Genomic DNA, 17,170 nt, shown 5'->3' on the forward strand with positions numbered 1-17,170 from the left:
GCACCACGACCTTGACCTTAATCCAAACCAAGTTTGGAAATATAAACACCCATCTTCTCAAATTCAGAATGCATTGCAGAATGCATTTTAGTCTTAAAAACAATTCATAAACAAAGTTAAGTTATTGTATTTTAACGGTAAATAAAATTGGCATCCACTATGCATTATCCCGTTACATCCTGATAACGAATAGCGAGATGCCAATATGCAAACATTTAAAGCAACACCATCACAAACGAAAACAGTCGCGGTAAATTCACTGAATTCGCAGATTATCAATATTCTTGGTTTTAGTAGTATTGCTATTGGTACTAGCATGGCGCTATTTAGCGCTAATACCAATGCCGCTGAAGCCTTCGAAGCGTGTCCGACTGAAGCATTCATTGTGCAAACGCCATCTGGTGTACCAAAAACATTTGGTGTTCAACTCGGCACAGGTAGTTACACCGTGCTGTCTCCAGACATGGGGTTAAACAAAGGATTCAATGGTGTTGGTTTCAGTTACATAGATAACTACCTTTACGGTTGGGATTATGAGCACGGTACTGTGGGTAAAGTTGGCGAAGATTATCAAGTTGAGCCACTAACGATTGTAAAAGACAGTTCAGCTGCAGCGGCCGGTAACTTCTATGTGGGTGATGTCGCTATCAACGAAAACGTCTGGTACGGCTATCGTAAAAATAAAGGCTTATTTACCGTACCGCTTGATGGAAATGACCACCCAATGAACATTGTTCCAGGCAGTAAATCAAATGCCACTTACAACGTCACTGATTTTGCATTTCATCCAAGTAATGGCTTCTTGTACGCAGTCACTAACGGTAGTACAGGGTCATTAATCAAGATTGACCCAAGTACAGGTGCTGCTGAAACCATCGGAATGGTTATTACTAAAGATAGCGGTAGTTTCACTTTTGGTGCGCAATTCTTTGACCCCGATGGCAACCTCTACCTAAGTAATAACGGCGACGGTAACGTGTATAAAGTTAACGTGGACAGCGACACACCTGAAGCTGAATTATTTTCTTATGGCCCTTCTTCCACCTCTAATGACGGTGCTCGTTGTGCCTTGGCTGAAGTGCCTGTTGGTGACAGTGTCGACTTTGGTGATGCGCCAGACAGCTACGGCACCTTGATTGATTCAAACGGTGCCCGTCACAGCATTGTTGCAGGTATGTCTCTGGGTAGCCTTGTGGATAATGAATCTGACGGTTATCCAGCGCCGCTTTCAGATGATGAAAGCGATGGCATTGATGACGATGACGGTATTAGCATGCCAACGGGGTTCGAAGTCGGTGAATCTGCAATGTTAATTGTCACGACTCAAGGTGACGCTGCATTCTTAAATGCTTGGGTCGATTGGAACCAAAATGGCGAGTTCGATACCGATGAAAAAGTGATTGCGGGTCGCTCTGTTAGCGCAGGCACAACCACGATATCTATCGATGTGCCTAACTGGGCCAAAACTGGTGAAACATGGTCACGTTTCCGCCTAAGTTCAGTTGCTGACTTGCTGCCAAACGGCGGTGTGAGTGATGGTGAGGTGGAGGATTACCCGCTAACAGTGACTGAAACTGGGGTAACGATTAGTTACTACCCATCTTCATCTGAATACACCACCTTAGCTTATGAGGATTTATATCCGAACCAAGGTGACTTTGATATGAACGATGTGGTGATGCAGTTACGTATTAGCCAGTTCAGTAAAAATGACTTGGTGCGTCGAGTGGCATTTGATGCCCAACTAGTTGCAATGGGTGCGGCTTACCATAACGGTTTTGCGGTGCAGCTTCCTGATGTGGGGCGTGGCAACGTACAAGAGTCAGCAATTGAGTGGAGCATGCAAGGCGTTAAACAAACCACGTCACCACTAGAAGAAAATCAAACTAATGCAGTACTACTATTTAGTGAAGATTTGTGGCAACACGCCACTCCTGGTAACGGTTGTTTGTACTTTAGAACAGAGCCGGGTTGTGGGACCCAATACCGCGCAACATGGCAAATGACCGTACCATTTATTGATTCAATCCATGTGGATGAAATGCCTGAATTCCCATATGACCCATTCATTTTTGCGACACCTGATACCGATCATGGATTAGCCGCTAAAAATATTACTGACGGTAAAAATCCGGGTCGTAAACTTGAAATCCATCTGAAAAATAAAGCGCCAACTGATTTGTTTGATACTCGCTTTTTAGGGATGCATGACGATGCTTCTACCGCTTCACAAGGTCAGTATTTCCAAGATAAAAATGGTATGAGCTGGGCGATTGAAGTACCAGATACATGGCAGCACCCTGCTGAAAAACAGCGTGTTGATAATGCCTATATTGAATTTATTGAATTTGCTGCAGACGCAACAGGTGCGACAAAACCTTATTGGTACCTAACCGCTGCTGATTCATTAATTTTCAAAGACTAATGCTAACTACAACAACTAGCACTTTGATAAATGTAAAAAATGAATTGATAGCAAACACAATGAATTTAAGTAAGACGGAATTTAAAAGGTAAATATTATGAACACATTAACAACTGATAAAACTCAAAAAAATGAACAAGTAACGTTTGGTAACGGCATGGCTTTAAAAGAAATGAAACTCGGTAGCATCGCTATGGTTATAATGCTGAGCCAATTAACTGCTTGTGGGGGAGGCGGTGGTGACGATAGTTCTCCAGAACCTGCGGCAGCGACTCCAGCGACTCCAGCGGTAACGACGCCAACGACACCGACGACTCCAACAACGCCGACCACGCCTGAAACACCAACGGATCCCGATCCTGAGACTCCAGAAGAGCCAGCTCCAGCGCCTACGTCAATTGATGACTTAGTGGTTGATGCAGACTTTGATTTGCAAGCCGCATTCACTTTAGCGATTGATGTGGCAATGGATTCAACTCAACGTGGATATTTTTCGCTTTGTGACCAATATGAGCAAAGTGGTGCGCAGGTGACAGTGAATTTTGAATCATGTTTATTACGTGGTGCCTTAGATGAGGGCAGTTTGAATGATGCGCTGTTAGTGGCAAATCATCAGCAAAATCTAATTGCTGTGGTGTGGTTCTATGATGGTTCAGACCCTGTGTATCAAATGTGGTCATATGACATGGAAGTGGAAGAACAGAAGCTAACGATTAACTAACTCAGTCACTTATGCTTAACGTATATGCACTAACGTAAATGCATTTACTGCTGATGTATAAACCGCTTTAACAGTTGAACGGGTTAATATCCCCAAGCATCACATTTAGACGATGCTTGGGGGATTTTTAATTTATAAATTAACTGATTACTCTGCTGGTGTTGTTACCATCTCTGTTGATGTCGTTGCCGTTTCAGTCGTGGTTTGCTCTGAAACTGCAGTCCAATCTCCGCCCAAGGCTTTATTCACCAAAATCAAATTACTGGCAATATTTAGCTGAGCCACCACTAAACTATCTTGCATCAAGTTATCTTGGCGCTGGGCATCAAGGACTTGTATATAATCAATCAAGCCCGCTTTATACAAACTTTTAGCTTTACTTACCGCAGTTTGAGTTTGGCCAGCAGCTGTGTTGAGCTGCTGGTAAAACTTAAGGCTGTTGCCGTAACTCATTAAGGTGGTTTCAACTTCATTAAACGCATCATTAACGGTTTGCTGATAGCCTAAGCTTGCCTGCTTAAAGCGAGATTCCTGTAAGTCCACCATAGCTTGCCCACGGCCGCCGTCGATTAAGTTCCATTTTACCCCTATACCGCCCATCCATGAGGCAGAACCTGAGCTGAATAAATCATCCACATTTTTAGCTAGCGTGGCTGGCGATGCGGTAATGAAAAAGCTCGGGTACTGAGCGGCGATACTCGCACCAAGTTCTTCATTGATTGCAGCCATATCACGCTCAGCAAAGGCGATATCTGTACGGCGCTTTAATAAGTCAGATGGTAACCCAACCGGAATTTGTCCAGTTACCAAAGGTAATGGCGCTTGGCTAAACTTATTAGTCACTTGTGATGGGTGTAGCCCAAGTAAGGTTGAGATACGGTACAAGTGGACTTTTTCTGCGGTTTCAAACACAGTTTGGGTCGCTTTTACAGTAGCTAGTGCAGCGCTTGCATTGGCTAAGTCGAGATCTGAGCCATAACCGCTTTTGACTAAACTTTTAACCATGTTCAAGGTTTGCTCTTGCTCATCAATATTGCGCTTGGCAATCGCCAATCTTGCTTGAGCGCCGCGATATTGCAGATAATTATGAACTACATCTGCAGTGATTAAGGTCACCATGCCTTGTTGGATAATTTCGGCTTGCTCAATACGAATGCTCGCAGCATTACTGAGGGAGTCAATCTTGCCAAAAATATCCACTTCCCAGCTGATATTAGCCCCGACCACAGCGCCTTGATAATCATTATCCAGTGCCAAATTTTGGCCACCGAAATTAATGCCAGATACCGCAGCACCCAAAAGTGGATCTTTTTCAGAGATCCCATATGAAAACCCACCGGCGCCTACAGAAACTGTTGGTATTTTAAATGACGATACGCTGGTTTCATAAGCCTTAGCTGATTGGATCCGCTGCGCCGCTAATTGAATGGTGATGTTTTGTTGCTGCACTTGTTCAATTAACTGATTAAGCTGTGGATCGTTAAAGCGTTGCCACCAAGCATCGTGTTCTATTTGACTTTCGCCTTGGCTGGCGTCATGTAAATACACAGTATCAAGCTTGATAGTGTCCTCGACTTGATAGTCGGGTGTCATGCTACAACCTGTGAGTAAGAGGCCAATAAGCAGAGATAGATTACGCTTCTTCATTGGCAACCTCCTGAGAGTCATTTTTAAAGAAAAGTTTGTATAACGCAGGCATTAACAGCAAGGTTAAGAAGGTGGCCACGAATAAGCCGCCAATAATGGTTGCCGCCATTTGATCGAATAGCAGATCGCTTAACAGTGGCACCATACCTAATGCGGTGGTCAGTGCGCCCATTGAAATAGCCATCGTACGGTTGAGGGTTGCTGATAAAATTGAATCATCTAGCGATTTACCTGTTTTTCGCTCTAATTCGATTTGGTCAGCCAATACAATGCCGTTTTTAATAATCATGCCTGACAAGGCGATGGCGCCAACTAGAGCCATGAAACCAAAGGGTTTACCGAATAAGAGTAAGCTCCAACAAACACCCATTCCCGCAAGCGGTACTAACATGAAGATGATGGTAGGTTGTCGGTAAGCGCTAAATAATGCCATTAAAATAACAATCATAATTAAGAATGCTTTAGGTGTTTGTTGGATTAAGTCATCAACAGCTTCTTTTTCATCAGCATACTCGCCACCCCACTCAAGCTTGTAGCCTTTAGGCAATTCAATGGCTTCAATTTGAGCACTAATTTCATTACGTACTTTACCGACAGCATCACCTACAACGCCTGCTTGAACGGTTAATGTCGGCACGCGATTTCGGCGCCATAACATGCTTTGCTCGCCTTCAATTTCAAAGTCATCGACAACATGAGCTAATGGCACACTGTGCAGCCCCATAAATGAGCGTACTGGGATATCACCAATGTCATCAATACTGGCATTAGTCGACTTGAATAAAATTGGCATTAAGGTGTCATTTTCACGCAGCTGGCCAACGGTTAACCCGTCAGTGGCACGTTTTAATGCTAGTGAAATATCAGTGCGATTAATCCCTGCAAGTCGTGCTTGCTCTTGGTTCATCACTGGGATCATCACTTTACTTTCTTGACGCCAATCATCACGAACATAACGGGTATTCGGATGTTCATTAATGATGGCTTGCGCTTGTTTTGAAAGTTGGTGGAGCACTTTTTGATCTGGGCCAGAAAAACGCGCTTCGATATTAAATTTATCCTTGGTGGCCAGTTTTAAATCTCTAAAGCGCGGCTGGGCTTGTGGGAAAGTTTTGGCTATCCAAATATTACCATCAGTAACTAATGACTTAATATCATGATAATCATGGGTATTAATTAGGATTTGTCCATAACTGCTATCCATTGGCTCAGGTTCGATCGTGACAGAGAAGCGTGGGGCACTGGCACCAATTGAAGTCGAAATACTGCTGACTTCAGGGCGCGCCATTAACCATTGTTCAATCTGTTTCATATCACTTGAAACATCTTCTATACGGCTGCCATTCGGTAACCAGTAGTCAAGGAACACCATGGCTCTATCTGAGCTTGGGAAGAAGTTAATTTTGACTGAAGGCACGAGGGTTGCGGTTATGGCTACTGCCAGTAAAACCCAGCCAATAGTGTACTTAGGATGGCGAATAACCCATTGCACCGTTAAACGAAGCTTGGTCATAAATTGATTCGGTTTTTCCTCACTATTATTCACATCGACTTTAATAAATGCCCAACACATTAATGGGGTGATAGTCATCGCGATAACCCACGACAATAATAATGAACTACCTAAGATTTGAATGATTGAAAGAGAGAATTCTGAGGCATCTGTGGTTGAAAAAATCACTGGTGAGGCGCCCATAATAGCAATGATTGTTGCACCTAATAATGGTACCGCCGTTTCGCTAATACAGCTTTTAGCCGCTTCTAATCTCGCCATACCTTGTTTGAGCTTGCCGACAAACATATCGGTGATAACAATGGCGTTATCGACCAACATGCCCAAAGCAAGAATAAATGAACCGACAGAGACTCGTTGCAGATCTACACCAGACACATTCATATAAATGAGAGTGAATAGAATGGTTAACAGTAAGCTTGAACCCACAATAGCAGCACTGCGCCAGCCCATGAAAATTAGTAATACCACTACAACAATTGCGATACTTTCAATCAGGTTAGACACAAAACTGGTAATGGATTTATGCACCTCTTCAGGCTGAAACGCAATCGTGCTAATGGTAACGCCCAGTGGTAATTCAGCTTGGTAGCTGTCGATAATATCCATTAACTCATCACCAAGCGATACTACATTAATCCCGCTGACAGGGCTGACTGCGAGGGTAATGGCAGGTTCGCCATTAAAACGGCTTTTTGTTAATGCAGGCTTCTGATAATCATAGTAAATATCGGCTACATCACCTAGGCGAACTAAGCCACTCGATAACTTACCAACACCTGTTTTAATGGAAAGGTTTTTAATGTCTTCAATACTATTAAAAGCACCACTTTGTGCCACGCGCAGACGTTCAATCCCCACATCAAAACTGCCTGCATCAAGCGACATATTTTGGCTATTGAGTTGATTTAGCACTTGAGCTGAAGATAACCCTGATTCTGCGATACGTTCATCGCTAATATCAATATGCACTACACGGTTTTGTACGCCGTGAAGCTCAATCTTTTTAATACCTTTCACTTCTTTCAGGCGGCGCTGTAATTCTTCAGCGTAATCTTTAATTTGGTAAGCTTCAGCATCATTACTGTGGATGGCGAATAGCATGCCATACACTTCTGAAAACTCATCTTGAACGATATTGATTTGAGCTTGCGGTGGCAGGGCTAGTTGAATGTCATTGACTTTACGACGGAGCAAATCCCATTCTTGAGGTAAATCAGATGATGAGGTTTTACTGACTAGGTCGACAAAAATCATTGAAACACCAGGCTTTGATAGCGAGCGCAGGGTTTTTAAAGATGCCATTTCCTGCAGCTTCGTTTCGACCTTATCTGTGACAAGGTTTTCAACTTCACTAGCAGAAGCACCTGGGTATAGAGTGACGACAACGGCAGTTTTAACAGTAAAAGACGGATCTTCAAGCTTACCTAAGTCGAAGTAAGAATAAATACCAGCAATGACCGCCAGTACGGTAAAAAAGGTAACAAATACCCGTTGGCGAATAGCAAATTCAGCAAAGTTCATGACTACTCTCCTAATTCAACCAGATTAGTGGCTAATTGGCCGTCTGATAGATAAGCTGCACCTGCTACGATAACGGTTTCAAGGCCGGTTAATTTATTGCCTTCTTTAGCAATAATACAAGTTTGTTTACGACCTGTTTTAGTCACCTCGACAGCAATCCTATGTACCTTCTGATCAACTAAGGTCGCAATGTACATAGATTGTTCTTTGCTGGTTAATGCAGTAGATGGCAAGCAAATGCTATTGGGGTCAAGAGTTTCATCATTTATGCGAACATTGACTACCTTGCCTGGGTATAGGTTTTCTGATGTGCCTGAAATGGCAATTGTTGCACTAAAGGTACGTTTGATCGGATCGGGTACTGTGGTGATTTCAGTGATTTGGCCTTTTAACTGCTGAGGTACATTATTTGAACTGATCAATGCTAGTTGATCTTTATAAAATACATTTAGTTGTGCTTCTGGAATATCAACAATCGCATTGAGACTATTTGGCTGATGAATCGTGGTAAAGGCAACACCAGGAATAACTTGCTCATAGTTATCAAACTGCTTGCGACCAATAACGCCATCAAATGGTGCTTTAAGCTCAGTGTATCGTAAGGCATCTTTAGCTTGTTGTAGATTGAGCGTGACCACATCAACACCTGCTTGAGCACGCACAACTCCAGTCTTGGCTCTTTGTAAGCTAATATCAGATATCGCATTGTCATCACTGGCCATTTGAGTTCTCTTAAGCTCATCTTTGGCTAGTTGCAAACTTGCTTCAGCTTCGGCTAGGCGCGCAGTGAGCTCGTTGGCTCTAACTTGATAATCGTGAGGATCAAGCCTTGCGATTATCTGGCCTTTTTTAACGCTATCTCCTTGCTCAAAAAGCAATTCATTTAATGTGCCCGACACTCGAAAGGACAAGTCAGCTTTTTGCTGCGCTTCAACCACTCCTGAAAAACGTAATGAGTGTTGATCCATATGGTTATCAAGTTGAATTACCGAAATCGGCTGCATCACTTTAGTGGCAACTTGTGGCTGCTCGCTACAAGCAGTTAAGGCCAAAAGGCAACAGCTCATTGTTGATAGTTTGCTGGTCATGGATTTCATTGCGTTTCCCTCTAAAATTTGATGGCTAATTCTAGGCTGATACAAACTGAAACATTAGAGGGGGAAATTGAGTTTTATTGTCTTTAAAAATGAGACAATCATAAAAAAGTAAAAGTATGTTGATTCCTTAAGTAAAGAAGAGTGATTTCCCTCGATAGGTAATAGTAATGGAGCCGATAGGTTTTTTTATATGAGTATTTGTGATGTTATTGTTAGCGTTTGTCGTGAGGTTTTTCTTTGAGTTGTTGCTTGCTTTTACATTATTATTCAATAGCTTGCCTTGAATGGTATTGTCCCGTTTTTTGAGACTGAGAGAACCACTTTAGGGGCTTTTTATCCGCTAATCACTTTTATAAGATGAATTCGTCATTCAGGGATGTTGAAACAAATAACAAATTGAAATTAAAGGTGAATGTGATGAATAAACTCTATAAAGCAATCTTATTAGCCGGTGTAATGGTCGGTAGCACTTCAGCAGCCCAAGCAGCAGATATTGAATATTTTGTTGGTGGTGCAGCAGGCTATCAAACTGACACCATTAAAGGTGACATTAAAAAAGACTCTGAAGATGTGTCTTGGCAGTTACGTGTGGGTGCGTTGATTAATGAACAGCACCGAATCACAGGTACTTTCGGCTACATGGAAGACAAGTTTTCAGTCAGTGGCGACAAGTACAAGCAAGAGCAGTACAGCTGGTTAGTCGCTTATGACTACCTTATCCCAGTGCATAAAGATGTGAATTTATTCGTTGGTGTTGTGGCGGGTGCTAACGACAATAAAGTGGCTGGTAGAGCATCGACTGATTTTGTTTACGGCGGCCAAGTTGGTATGCAATACAAATGGAGTGAGCACTTCTCATCTGATTTAGGTTACCGCTACTTAGAGCAAGATTATAGCGAGAACAATATTCAAATTGATAACAGCCAACAGGTTTACCTGACGCTTGATTACAAATTCTAACTGATACTCTTCCCTGATGATAAAGCACCCATTGGCTTTATCATTGAGTATTATTTTTAGCTTTATTATAAAGCTAACTTTATGGGTAATCCTTGATGGTTACCCTTTTAAGCATAAGACCAAGACTAAATTTGTGCATTAGTCATTGGTGTTATGCTTTTTTTGTTGGATACGAAATTCGGTTTCAGTGTCGGCTAAAGTTTCTGCCATTTCCACCACAGTATTAATGAATAATTTTGCTGCTGAAGATAGGTGCTTTCTACTTGGGTAAACCAGAGAGCATTCGAACGATTCTGATTCTAACTCAGGTAATATACTCACCAGTTGTCCTGATGCAACTGACTCAGCCACAATGCTGTAAGGTAGAATGGCAATGCCAGAACCTGCATGACAGAAGTTGAGTAGAGAGTTAATCTCATTAGTAATAATGTTGTAATTTAAATTGATCGTTTGGTCGTTTAATGTCACTTGAGACTCTAAAGTCCCGTCATAGTCACGCCTACCGATAAAGAAATGCTCGCTTAAGTCATCAATACAATTAATGGCGGGTCTATTTTCAAAGTAACTAGGTGCTGCAAATAACTTTAGTTTGAAAGTCGTGAGCTTTTTGGCGATAAAGCTACTGTCGGTTAAGTCGCCAGAATATAAAATAAAGTCTAACCCTAATCGGGTGAGGTCACGATAATCACCATGGATCATGAATATATCAAGTTGCACTTCAGGATACTGTTGCATAAATTCAGCAATATGACGTTGCAGTAACTTATCGCTATAAGGGATTAGCCCAATACGAATTTTACCCTGTACTTTGGCTTGTTGATTACGCATGACGTGAGCGGCATTACGTATTTGATCGACTAAGGGCTCAACTTGCTCCAGAAATTGCTCACCATTGGGAGTTAATGACATGGCGCGGGTGGTGCGAATGAACAGCGGTGCACCCAGATGTTTTTCGAGTTCAGCAATGCGGCGACTCACTAAAGCGCGTCGAGTATCTAGCGATTCTGCGGCTTTAGAAAAACTACCTAATTTTGCTACCGCGATAAATAACTCTAAGTCATTGATGTGCATATGCTGTTCTTCATTAGTTTTGCAATATATCAGTGTAGTTTTTCGGTGTTTACTCTGTCAATTCTGGCTGATGTTTTCGTCTATGACTTCACAGCTTTATCTTGATCTCAAAGGCGAGAATAGTAATGGTTTCGGCTGGTAAATTCCTTCGACAGTTGAGCGATTCTCAGTTGTTATTGTTGATTGATATGGCGGATAATATTGGACATCTATTTATGTCCCATTTTAAGAGAGCAAACATGACCATTGAACGTATGGAAACCAAAACCCGCATGAGTCGTATTGTGAAGCACAACGGCACTATCTATTTATGTGGCCAAGTTTGCCAAGATGCCACTAAAGACATCACCGAACAAACTCAAACCATGTTGGATAAAGTTGAGGCGTTATTACTGCAAGCGGGCAGTGATAAAAAGCATATGTTATCAGCCACTATTTATGTCAAAGACATGTCATATTTTGCTGAAATGAATGCGGTTTGGGATGCATGGGTGATTGAAGGTTACGCACCAGCACGCGCTTGTGTTGCCGCAAAGATGGCGCGCGAAGCCTTATTAGTTGAAATTTCAGTGATTGCTGCTGAGATTACTCCATCATAACACCTCGATATACAGCTTGCGCCAATACACTTAAGTCATTGATGTCGATGACTTGAGTGTCAATCTTGAATCTCCGTTAATTGACAGAGGTTATTCCTACTGTTATCGCTGTTTATTCTTCTATGATTTAGCCTGTTTCGACCCTAGGCTCACACGCCATTGAACTGATATACTGCCCGCTTGATTTTTGGGAGGACCAATGGACGTATCATCATTATTAGATGGCCTAAACGAAATGCAACGCGAAGCTGTGGGTGCACCACTTTCGAGTATGCTCGTTTTAGCTGGGGCAGGCAGTGGTAAAACACGGGTATTAACCCACCGTATTGCTTGGCTGATGCAGGTGGAACAACAAAGTCCATACTCTATTTTAGCAGTGACCTTTACCAATAAAGCGGCGGCAGAAATGCGCGAGCGGGTTGAGAAGGTTGTCGGCACAAATATGGGCCGCATGTGGATAGGTACCTTCCATGGCTTAGCTCATCGTTTATTGCGCACCCATTATCAAGATGCGAACTTACCGCAAAGCTTTCAGATCATCGATTCTGACGATCAATTACGTTTATTAAAACGTATTCTTAAAAGCCTCAATTTAGATGAAAAGCAATATCCTCCGCGTCAATGCCAAGGTTATATCAATGGCAAAAAAGACCAAGGTTTACGTCCCAAGCATATCGATGCAGGCGGCTTTCCTATTGAGCAAAACCTATTAAACATCTACAAGATTTATCAAGAGTCGTGCGATCGCGCAGGCTTGGTAGATTTTGCCGAAATTTTATTACGTGCCCATGAGTTATGGCTCAATAAACCTCATGTGCTTGCACATTATCAAGAACGCTTTAAGCACATTTTGGTTGACGAATTCCAAGATACCAACGCAATTCAGTATGCGTGGATCCGTGTATTAGCTGGTAAGTCTGCCAATGTGATGATTGTGGGTGATGATGACCAATCAATTTACGGCTGGCGCGGGGCACAAGTTGAAAACTTACATCGTTTCTTAACCGACTTCCCAGGTTCAAATACTGTCAGGCTGGAGCAGAATTACCGCTCAACAGCCAACATCTTGAATGCCTCGAATGAATTGATTGCCAATAACCCTGAACGTTTAGGCAAAAAGCTGTGGACTGAAGATAAGGCTGGTGAGCCCATTTCTGTTTACTGCGCCTTTAACGAAATGGATGAAGCGCGTTTTATTGTCGGCAAAATGGCTGAGTGGCATGCAAGTGGCGGCAATCTTGCTGATTGCGCTATTTTATATCGCTCTAATGCGCAGTCGCGTGTATTGGAAGAAGCCTTATTGCATAAGGGCTTAGCTTACCGAATATACGGTGGCTTACGTTTCTTCGAGCGCCAAGAAATTAAAGATGCCATGGGTTACATGCGTCTAATCAACAATAAAGATGATGATGCAGCCTTCGAAAGGGTGGTTAACACACCAACTCGTGGTATTGGTAATCGCACCTTAGAAATTATTCGCTCCACAGCACGTCAGCAAGAAATGACCATGTGGCAAGCGAGCGTGCGACTTATTGAAGAAAAAGTATTAACAGGCCGTGCGGCGAATGCGGTTAATGGGTTTATGGACTTAGTGATTGGTATGCGCACCGACACTAGCGACATGAGTCTATATAGCATGGCTGATACGGTTATTCAGCGTTCAGGCTTGCGGGCTATGTACGAAGCTGAAAAAGGCGAAAAAGCGCAATCACGAGTAGAAAACTTAAATGAATTAGTCACTGCTGCGCGCAGCTTCGAAATGCCAGAAGAGCTGGAAGATATGGGCGAGTTAAATGCCTTTTTATCCCATGCGGCATTAGAGGCGGGCGAAGGGCAAGCTGATAAGTTTACCGATGCTGTGCAGTTAATGACATTGCACTCCGCCAAAGGACTTGAGTTCCCAATGGTGTTTATGGCGGGTGTCGAAGAAGGGATTTTCCCAAGTAAAATGGCGCTGGATGAAGGCGACCGTTTAGATGAAGAGCGCCGGCTATGTTATGTAGGCATGACTCGTGCGATGCAAAAACTGTATATCAGTTACGCTGAATCTCGTCGTATTTATGGCCGTGAAGACTATGCCAGTCCTTCACGTTTCATTGGTGAAATTCCATCGGAATATGTCGAAGAAATTCGCATGAAAGCCTCGGTATCAGCACCATCAATGAGCAGCCGTTTTAATGTACCACGCCAATCAATTGCTAATGATAGTGGCTTTAAAGTGGGCCAAAAAGTGAAGCACTTTAAGTTTGGTCAGGGAATTGTGACCGATTTTGAAGGCACAGCTGATAAAGCCCGAGTGCAAGTTAATTTTACCGATTTTGGCAGTAAGTGGTTATTGGTGTCACTGGCGAAATTAGAGGCCTGTTAAACGTTAAAGCGAGTTTATTTAAAATCGATATAAGCTTTGATGTCGATCAAGCTATAGCCATTGGCATCACTAGCTTTGGCTTGTTATTGTTTAATAAATTTTTCATCGTGTTAGATTATTATTTTGGCCAACATATACAAATAAAGCCATCACAAGATGGTGAATAAGAAGTGAATAAACTTCAAATGCGGGAGTGAGTTAGCCATGGCAGTATCCTCATGGACGCTAAAACAGAAAATTTCGATATACCAGCGCTTAACGCGCTTAGACAGACCCATAGGTACATTATTGCTAATGTGGCCATGCTTAATGGCGCTAGTGTTAGCTGCTGGTGGCATGCCAGATCTTAAAGTTTTGATTATCTTTATTTTTGGCGTTTTTATCATGCGCGCCTGTGGTTGTGTGATTAATGATTTTGCCGACCGAAAGCTAGATGCTCATGTTGAGCGTACTAAACATCGACCATTAGCCTCTGGTGAAGTCAGCAGCAAAGAAGCCTTAATGCTGTTTGTCGTGATGGCCTTGATTGCCTTTAGTTTAGTGCTGTTTTTAAATCCGCTGGTGGTTAAGCTTTCTGTGGTGGGGATTATTCTCACCATCATGTATCCGTTTATGAAACGCGTGACCAATATGCCGCAGATGTTTTTAGGCATTGTTTGGAGCTGGTCTATCCCTATGGCTTACGCTGCCCAATTAGGTACTGTGCCGATTGAGGCTTGGTGGTTGTTTGCCGCAAACTGGTGCTGGACAGTAGCTTACGACACTATGTACGCCATGGTTGATAGAGATGACGATTTAAAAGTGGGCATCAAATCGACAGCCATTTTGTTCGGCCGATATGATCGAGAGTGGATTGCTTTATTTCAACTAGCGGCGTTAGTTTTCTTTATCTTAGCGGGCTGGTCAGCTGAACGTGGTTTGTTTTATGGCATTGGCATTAGCACATTTATTCTCTTTAGTGGTTATCAGCAATATCTGATCTTTAGCCGTGAACGTGCACTTTGTTTCAAAGCATTTTTAAATAATAACTGGGCCGGATTCGCCTTGTTTGTGGCTTTAGCTGCTGATTACATGTTGCCTTACTAATATAACTTAAAAACTCTACGCTAAAAACGGTACAATAGCGTGGAAAATAGCTGAGCCTAAATAAGGCTCAGCACCAATAAATCGCGCTAAAACAACATCAACAAGGATAGCTGATGCACACTTTTTTATTGCTGGTTGTGGCGGTATTCGGGCTGTTTTTATCAGCCTTACCGACACCAGTAAAGGCTGATGATGCCTTTTCCATTCCTAATACTACTTCGTTTATTTTAGAAGACTCAGATAGAAGTTATAAGGTGTTTGTAAAGCTACCTAATAGCTATCAAGACCAAGATCCTGCCCAATATTATCCAGTTATTTATATGACGGATGCCATGTACAATTTTCAAGTGGTATCGGGCGTGACGCGATTACCGATGAATATGCGCCATATGCAGCAAGCCATTTTGGTCGGTATTGATTGGCAAGAAGGTATGAGCCCAGCGGCGAGTCGTATTCGTGATTACACCCCTAGTGCAGATAAAGGTTGGAAACGAAAGACCGGTGAAGCCGAGCGACACTTGCGATTTATCGCTAATAAGTTGATGCCCCGCATTAATAAAACCTATCGTACAAATCCAAACCAAAACACTTTAGTGGGTCACTCTTTAGGTGGGTTATTTGGCGCTTATGCTTTATTGACTCAACCTGAATTGTTTAACAATTACTTACTGAGCAGCCCGTCTTTATGGTTTAACGACAAACAGTTGATGAAGCAGTTTCGCGCTAGTGACTTTATGCTCAAAAGGGTGAATGCCAATGTGTTTATTACTATTGGAGAATATGAAACTGCCGAACTGACTGATTTCGGTCATGATATGGTCAACGATGCGAAGGAGTTTAAAGCCATTTTAGAACAAAAAAATCGGCTGTCGGCGACCCAAGGAATGAATCTCAAATTACAGATTATTGCCGAGGCAGATCACAGCATGGCTTTTCCAACTGCCGCGATTCAGGGTCTTAGCTGGTTTTTGCCTCAGCAAAATAGGTTGGCTCTGCACTAATCTTACCGTTTAGCGTTACAAGGAGTGTATTGTGAAACGTTCTATGAAATTTCGTTTGGGCTTTTTAGCTCTAGCCATTATCAGTTATGTGATTGGTTTTCAGGTATTACCTGAACAGCTTAATAGCACTTATGAAATGACAATTGTCGGTGGAATTTCGGTGCTGTATTTCCTAGTTTTACCTATCTTGTATTGGATAGCGATTATTAATATTGGCCAGCAAAAACCTTGGAAAATCTTGATGATTCTAAGCTTGAGTTCCTTGATGGCTCGTCTTAGTTTTCCACCTGAAATTGCCAGTTATTTTGAATTTATGATGTGGATTAAATACCCCGTTTTAGTGATTATCATTTTACTAGAAATGTATTTACTCATCAGTGTGGTGAAAGGCTTATGGCAAGCAAGAAAACTCAAAGGCGACCCAAGAATAAAAGCACTGAACATGAACAAGGATGAAAAAAGCCAAATGGTGGGCATGATAATGGCGGGTGAAGCGGCTAATTGGTTTTACAGTATCCCTAAGTTTAGTGCTAATCATCCCAAAGCAATAGCCAATATTAAACTGCTCAGTGCCAATGTATGGTTCATGTGGTTAATGATTTCATTATGCTTTATCGGCTCCACTATCGCGTATTTATTACTGGTTGACTGGAGTGAGATTGCTGCAGTTTTAGTGTCGGCGATTGTGGGCTATGGCTTTTTAAGTTTTATTGCCAATTACAGACTATCCCGTCATTACTCACTGTATATGCACGATGATAAATTGGTGGTTAACAATAGTATGTGGGGCTTGATGATGGTTGATATCGCTGATATTAAAGCGGTAACACTTAAGGATACAGCCAGAACTAAGGATGAGGACATCCTATTTGTTGGTCGCGCTGATAGCGCCAATGTCATTGTCGATTTTAATCAAACTCAGCGATATTTTGGCGCGATGGGGCAAATGCCTGAGCCGATTGAGCAATTACTATTGGTGCTTGATGAACCACAGCAGCTCAAATTAGTCATTGAAGGCTTGCAACAAAGCTAAGTCTTAACGCTGACTTCATCTTCACCTTCACCTTCATCTTCACCTTCACTTTGATTTTCGTCTTCAACATATAAAAATGCGCCCAACCTAGTAGGGTTGAACGCATTTCAATATGTTAGCTATTT

At 42.4% G+C, this 17,170-nt stretch carries 12 protein-coding genes; 8 read left to right on the forward strand and 4 right to left on the reverse strand.

Going from position 1 to position 17,170, the window contains the following annotated elements:
- The first annotated feature begins 205 nt into the window (after positions 1 to 205).
- Positions 206 to 2,425, forward strand: a complete 2,220-nt coding sequence (locus tag AC0L4E_RS01145; RefSeq protein WP_473677639.1) for an LruC domain-containing protein — start codon at positions 206 to 208, stop codon at positions 2,423 to 2,425.
- A 97-nt stretch (positions 2,426 to 2,522) separates the two neighbouring features.
- A complete protein-coding gene (locus tag AC0L4E_RS01150; protein WP_473677640.1) occupies positions 2,523 to 3,146 on the forward strand; it encodes a hypothetical protein in 624 nt (207 codons plus the stop codon).
- A 147-nt stretch (positions 3,147 to 3,293) separates the two neighbouring features.
- On the opposite strand, the gene AC0L4E_RS01155 is transcribed toward AC0L4E_RS01150, so the two are convergent.
- Genes AC0L4E_RS01155 through AC0L4E_RS01165 form a run of 3 tightly spaced genes read right to left on the reverse strand, consistent with a single transcriptional unit; the run spans position 3,294 to position 8,927 of the window.
- Positions 3,294 to 4,793 (reverse strand): efflux transporter outer membrane subunit, encoded by a 1,500-nt coding sequence (locus AC0L4E_RS01155; RefSeq protein ID WP_473677641.1) that lies wholly within the window; start codon positions 4,791 to 4,793, stop codon positions 3,294 to 3,296.
- Positions 4,780 to 7,830 (reverse strand): efflux RND transporter permease subunit, encoded by a 3,051-nt coding sequence (locus AC0L4E_RS01160; protein WP_473677642.1) that lies wholly within the window; start codon positions 7,828 to 7,830, stop codon positions 4,780 to 4,782. Before AC0L4E_RS01160 ends, AC0L4E_RS01155 begins: the two co-directional genes overlap by 14 nt.
- Before the next feature lie 2 nt (positions 7,831 to 7,832).
- Positions 7,833 to 8,927 (reverse strand): efflux RND transporter periplasmic adaptor subunit, encoded by a 1,095-nt coding sequence (locus AC0L4E_RS01165; RefSeq protein ID WP_473677643.1) that lies wholly within the window; start codon positions 8,925 to 8,927, stop codon positions 7,833 to 7,835.
- Positions 8,928 to 9,344: 417 nt separating this feature from the next.
- On the opposite strand from AC0L4E_RS01165, the gene AC0L4E_RS01170 reads away from it, so the two are divergent.
- Positions 9,345 to 9,887: an outer membrane beta-barrel protein gene (locus AC0L4E_RS01170; RefSeq protein WP_473677644.1), complete on the forward strand. Its 543-nt coding sequence runs from the start codon at positions 9,345 to 9,347 to the stop codon at positions 9,885 to 9,887.
- Positions 9,888 to 10,025: 138 nt separating this feature from the next.
- Here AC0L4E_RS01170 and AC0L4E_RS01175 read toward each other — a convergent pair whose 3' ends face one another.
- A complete protein-coding gene (locus tag AC0L4E_RS01175) occupies positions 10,026 to 10,958 on the reverse strand; it encodes a LysR family transcriptional regulator (protein ID WP_473677645.1) in 933 nt (310 codons plus the stop codon).
- A gap of 239 nt (positions 10,959 to 11,197) precedes the next feature.
- On the opposite strand from AC0L4E_RS01175, the gene AC0L4E_RS01180 reads away from it, so the two are divergent.
- From AC0L4E_RS01180 to AC0L4E_RS01200, 5 genes are all read left to right on the forward strand, one after another.
- Entirely contained in the window at positions 11,198 to 11,557 is a 360-nt protein-coding gene (locus AC0L4E_RS01180) for a RidA family protein (protein ID WP_473677646.1), read from the forward strand.
- A 199-nt stretch (positions 11,558 to 11,756) separates the two neighbouring features.
- Positions 11,757 to 13,925, forward strand: a complete 2,169-nt coding sequence (gene uvrD / locus AC0L4E_RS01185) for a DNA helicase II (RefSeq protein ID WP_473677647.1) — start codon at positions 11,757 to 11,759, stop codon at positions 13,923 to 13,925.
- 204 nt (positions 13,926 to 14,129) lie between these two features.
- Positions 14,130 to 15,011, forward strand: a complete 882-nt coding sequence (gene ubiA, locus AC0L4E_RS01190; protein WP_473677648.1) for a 4-hydroxybenzoate octaprenyltransferase — start codon at positions 14,130 to 14,132, stop codon at positions 15,009 to 15,011.
- Between the two features lie 113 nt (positions 15,012 to 15,124).
- On the forward strand, positions 15,125 to 16,012 hold the full coding sequence (locus AC0L4E_RS01195) for an alpha/beta hydrolase (RefSeq protein ID WP_473677649.1): 888 nt from the start codon (positions 15,125 to 15,127) through the stop codon (positions 16,010 to 16,012).
- Positions 16,013 to 16,043: 31 nt separating this feature from the next.
- Positions 16,044 to 17,045 carry a hypothetical protein gene (locus AC0L4E_RS01200; RefSeq protein WP_473677650.1) on the forward strand — a complete coding sequence of 334 codons (1,002 nt, stop codon included), beginning with the start codon at positions 16,044 to 16,046 and terminating at the stop codon, positions 17,043 to 17,045.
- Positions 17,046 to 17,170: the final 125 nt, after the last annotated feature.

It is taken from the genome of Shewanella sp. GJ50-10 (assembly GCF_055808815.1).

Excerpts from the sequence above, each read along its gene's own strand:
- AC0L4E_RS01145 (WP_473677639.1), top strand. The coding sequence starts at position 206 with ATGCAAACATTTAAAGCAACACCATCACAAACGAAAACAGTCGCGGTA.
- AC0L4E_RS01150 (WP_473677640.1), top strand. The coding sequence starts at position 2,523 with ATGAACACATTAACAACTGATAAAACTCAAAAAAATGAACAAGTAACG.
- AC0L4E_RS01155 (WP_473677641.1), bottom strand. The coding sequence starts at position 4,793 with ATGAAGAAGCGTAATCTATCTCTGCTTATTGGCCTCTTACTCACAGGT.
- AC0L4E_RS01160 (WP_473677642.1), bottom strand. The coding sequence starts at position 7,830 with ATGAACTTTGCTGAATTTGCTATTCGCCAACGGGTATTTGTTACCTTT.
- AC0L4E_RS01165 (WP_473677643.1), bottom strand. The coding sequence starts at position 8,927 with ATGAAATCCATGACCAGCAAACTATCAACAATGAGCTGTTGCCTTTTG.
- AC0L4E_RS01170 (WP_473677644.1), top strand. The coding sequence starts at position 9,345 with ATGAATAAACTCTATAAAGCAATCTTATTAGCCGGTGTAATGGTCGGT.
- AC0L4E_RS01175 (WP_473677645.1), bottom strand. The coding sequence starts at position 10,958 with ATGCACATCAATGACTTAGAGTTATTTATCGCGGTAGCAAAATTAGGT.
- AC0L4E_RS01180 (WP_473677646.1), top strand. The coding sequence starts at position 11,198 with ATGACCATTGAACGTATGGAAACCAAAACCCGCATGAGTCGTATTGTG.
- uvrD (WP_473677647.1), top strand. The coding sequence starts at position 11,757 with ATGGACGTATCATCATTATTAGATGGCCTAAACGAAATGCAACGCGAA.
- ubiA (WP_473677648.1), top strand. The coding sequence starts at position 14,130 with ATGGCAGTATCCTCATGGACGCTAAAACAGAAAATTTCGATATACCAG.
- AC0L4E_RS01195 (WP_473677649.1), top strand. The coding sequence starts at position 15,125 with ATGCACACTTTTTTATTGCTGGTTGTGGCGGTATTCGGGCTGTTTTTA.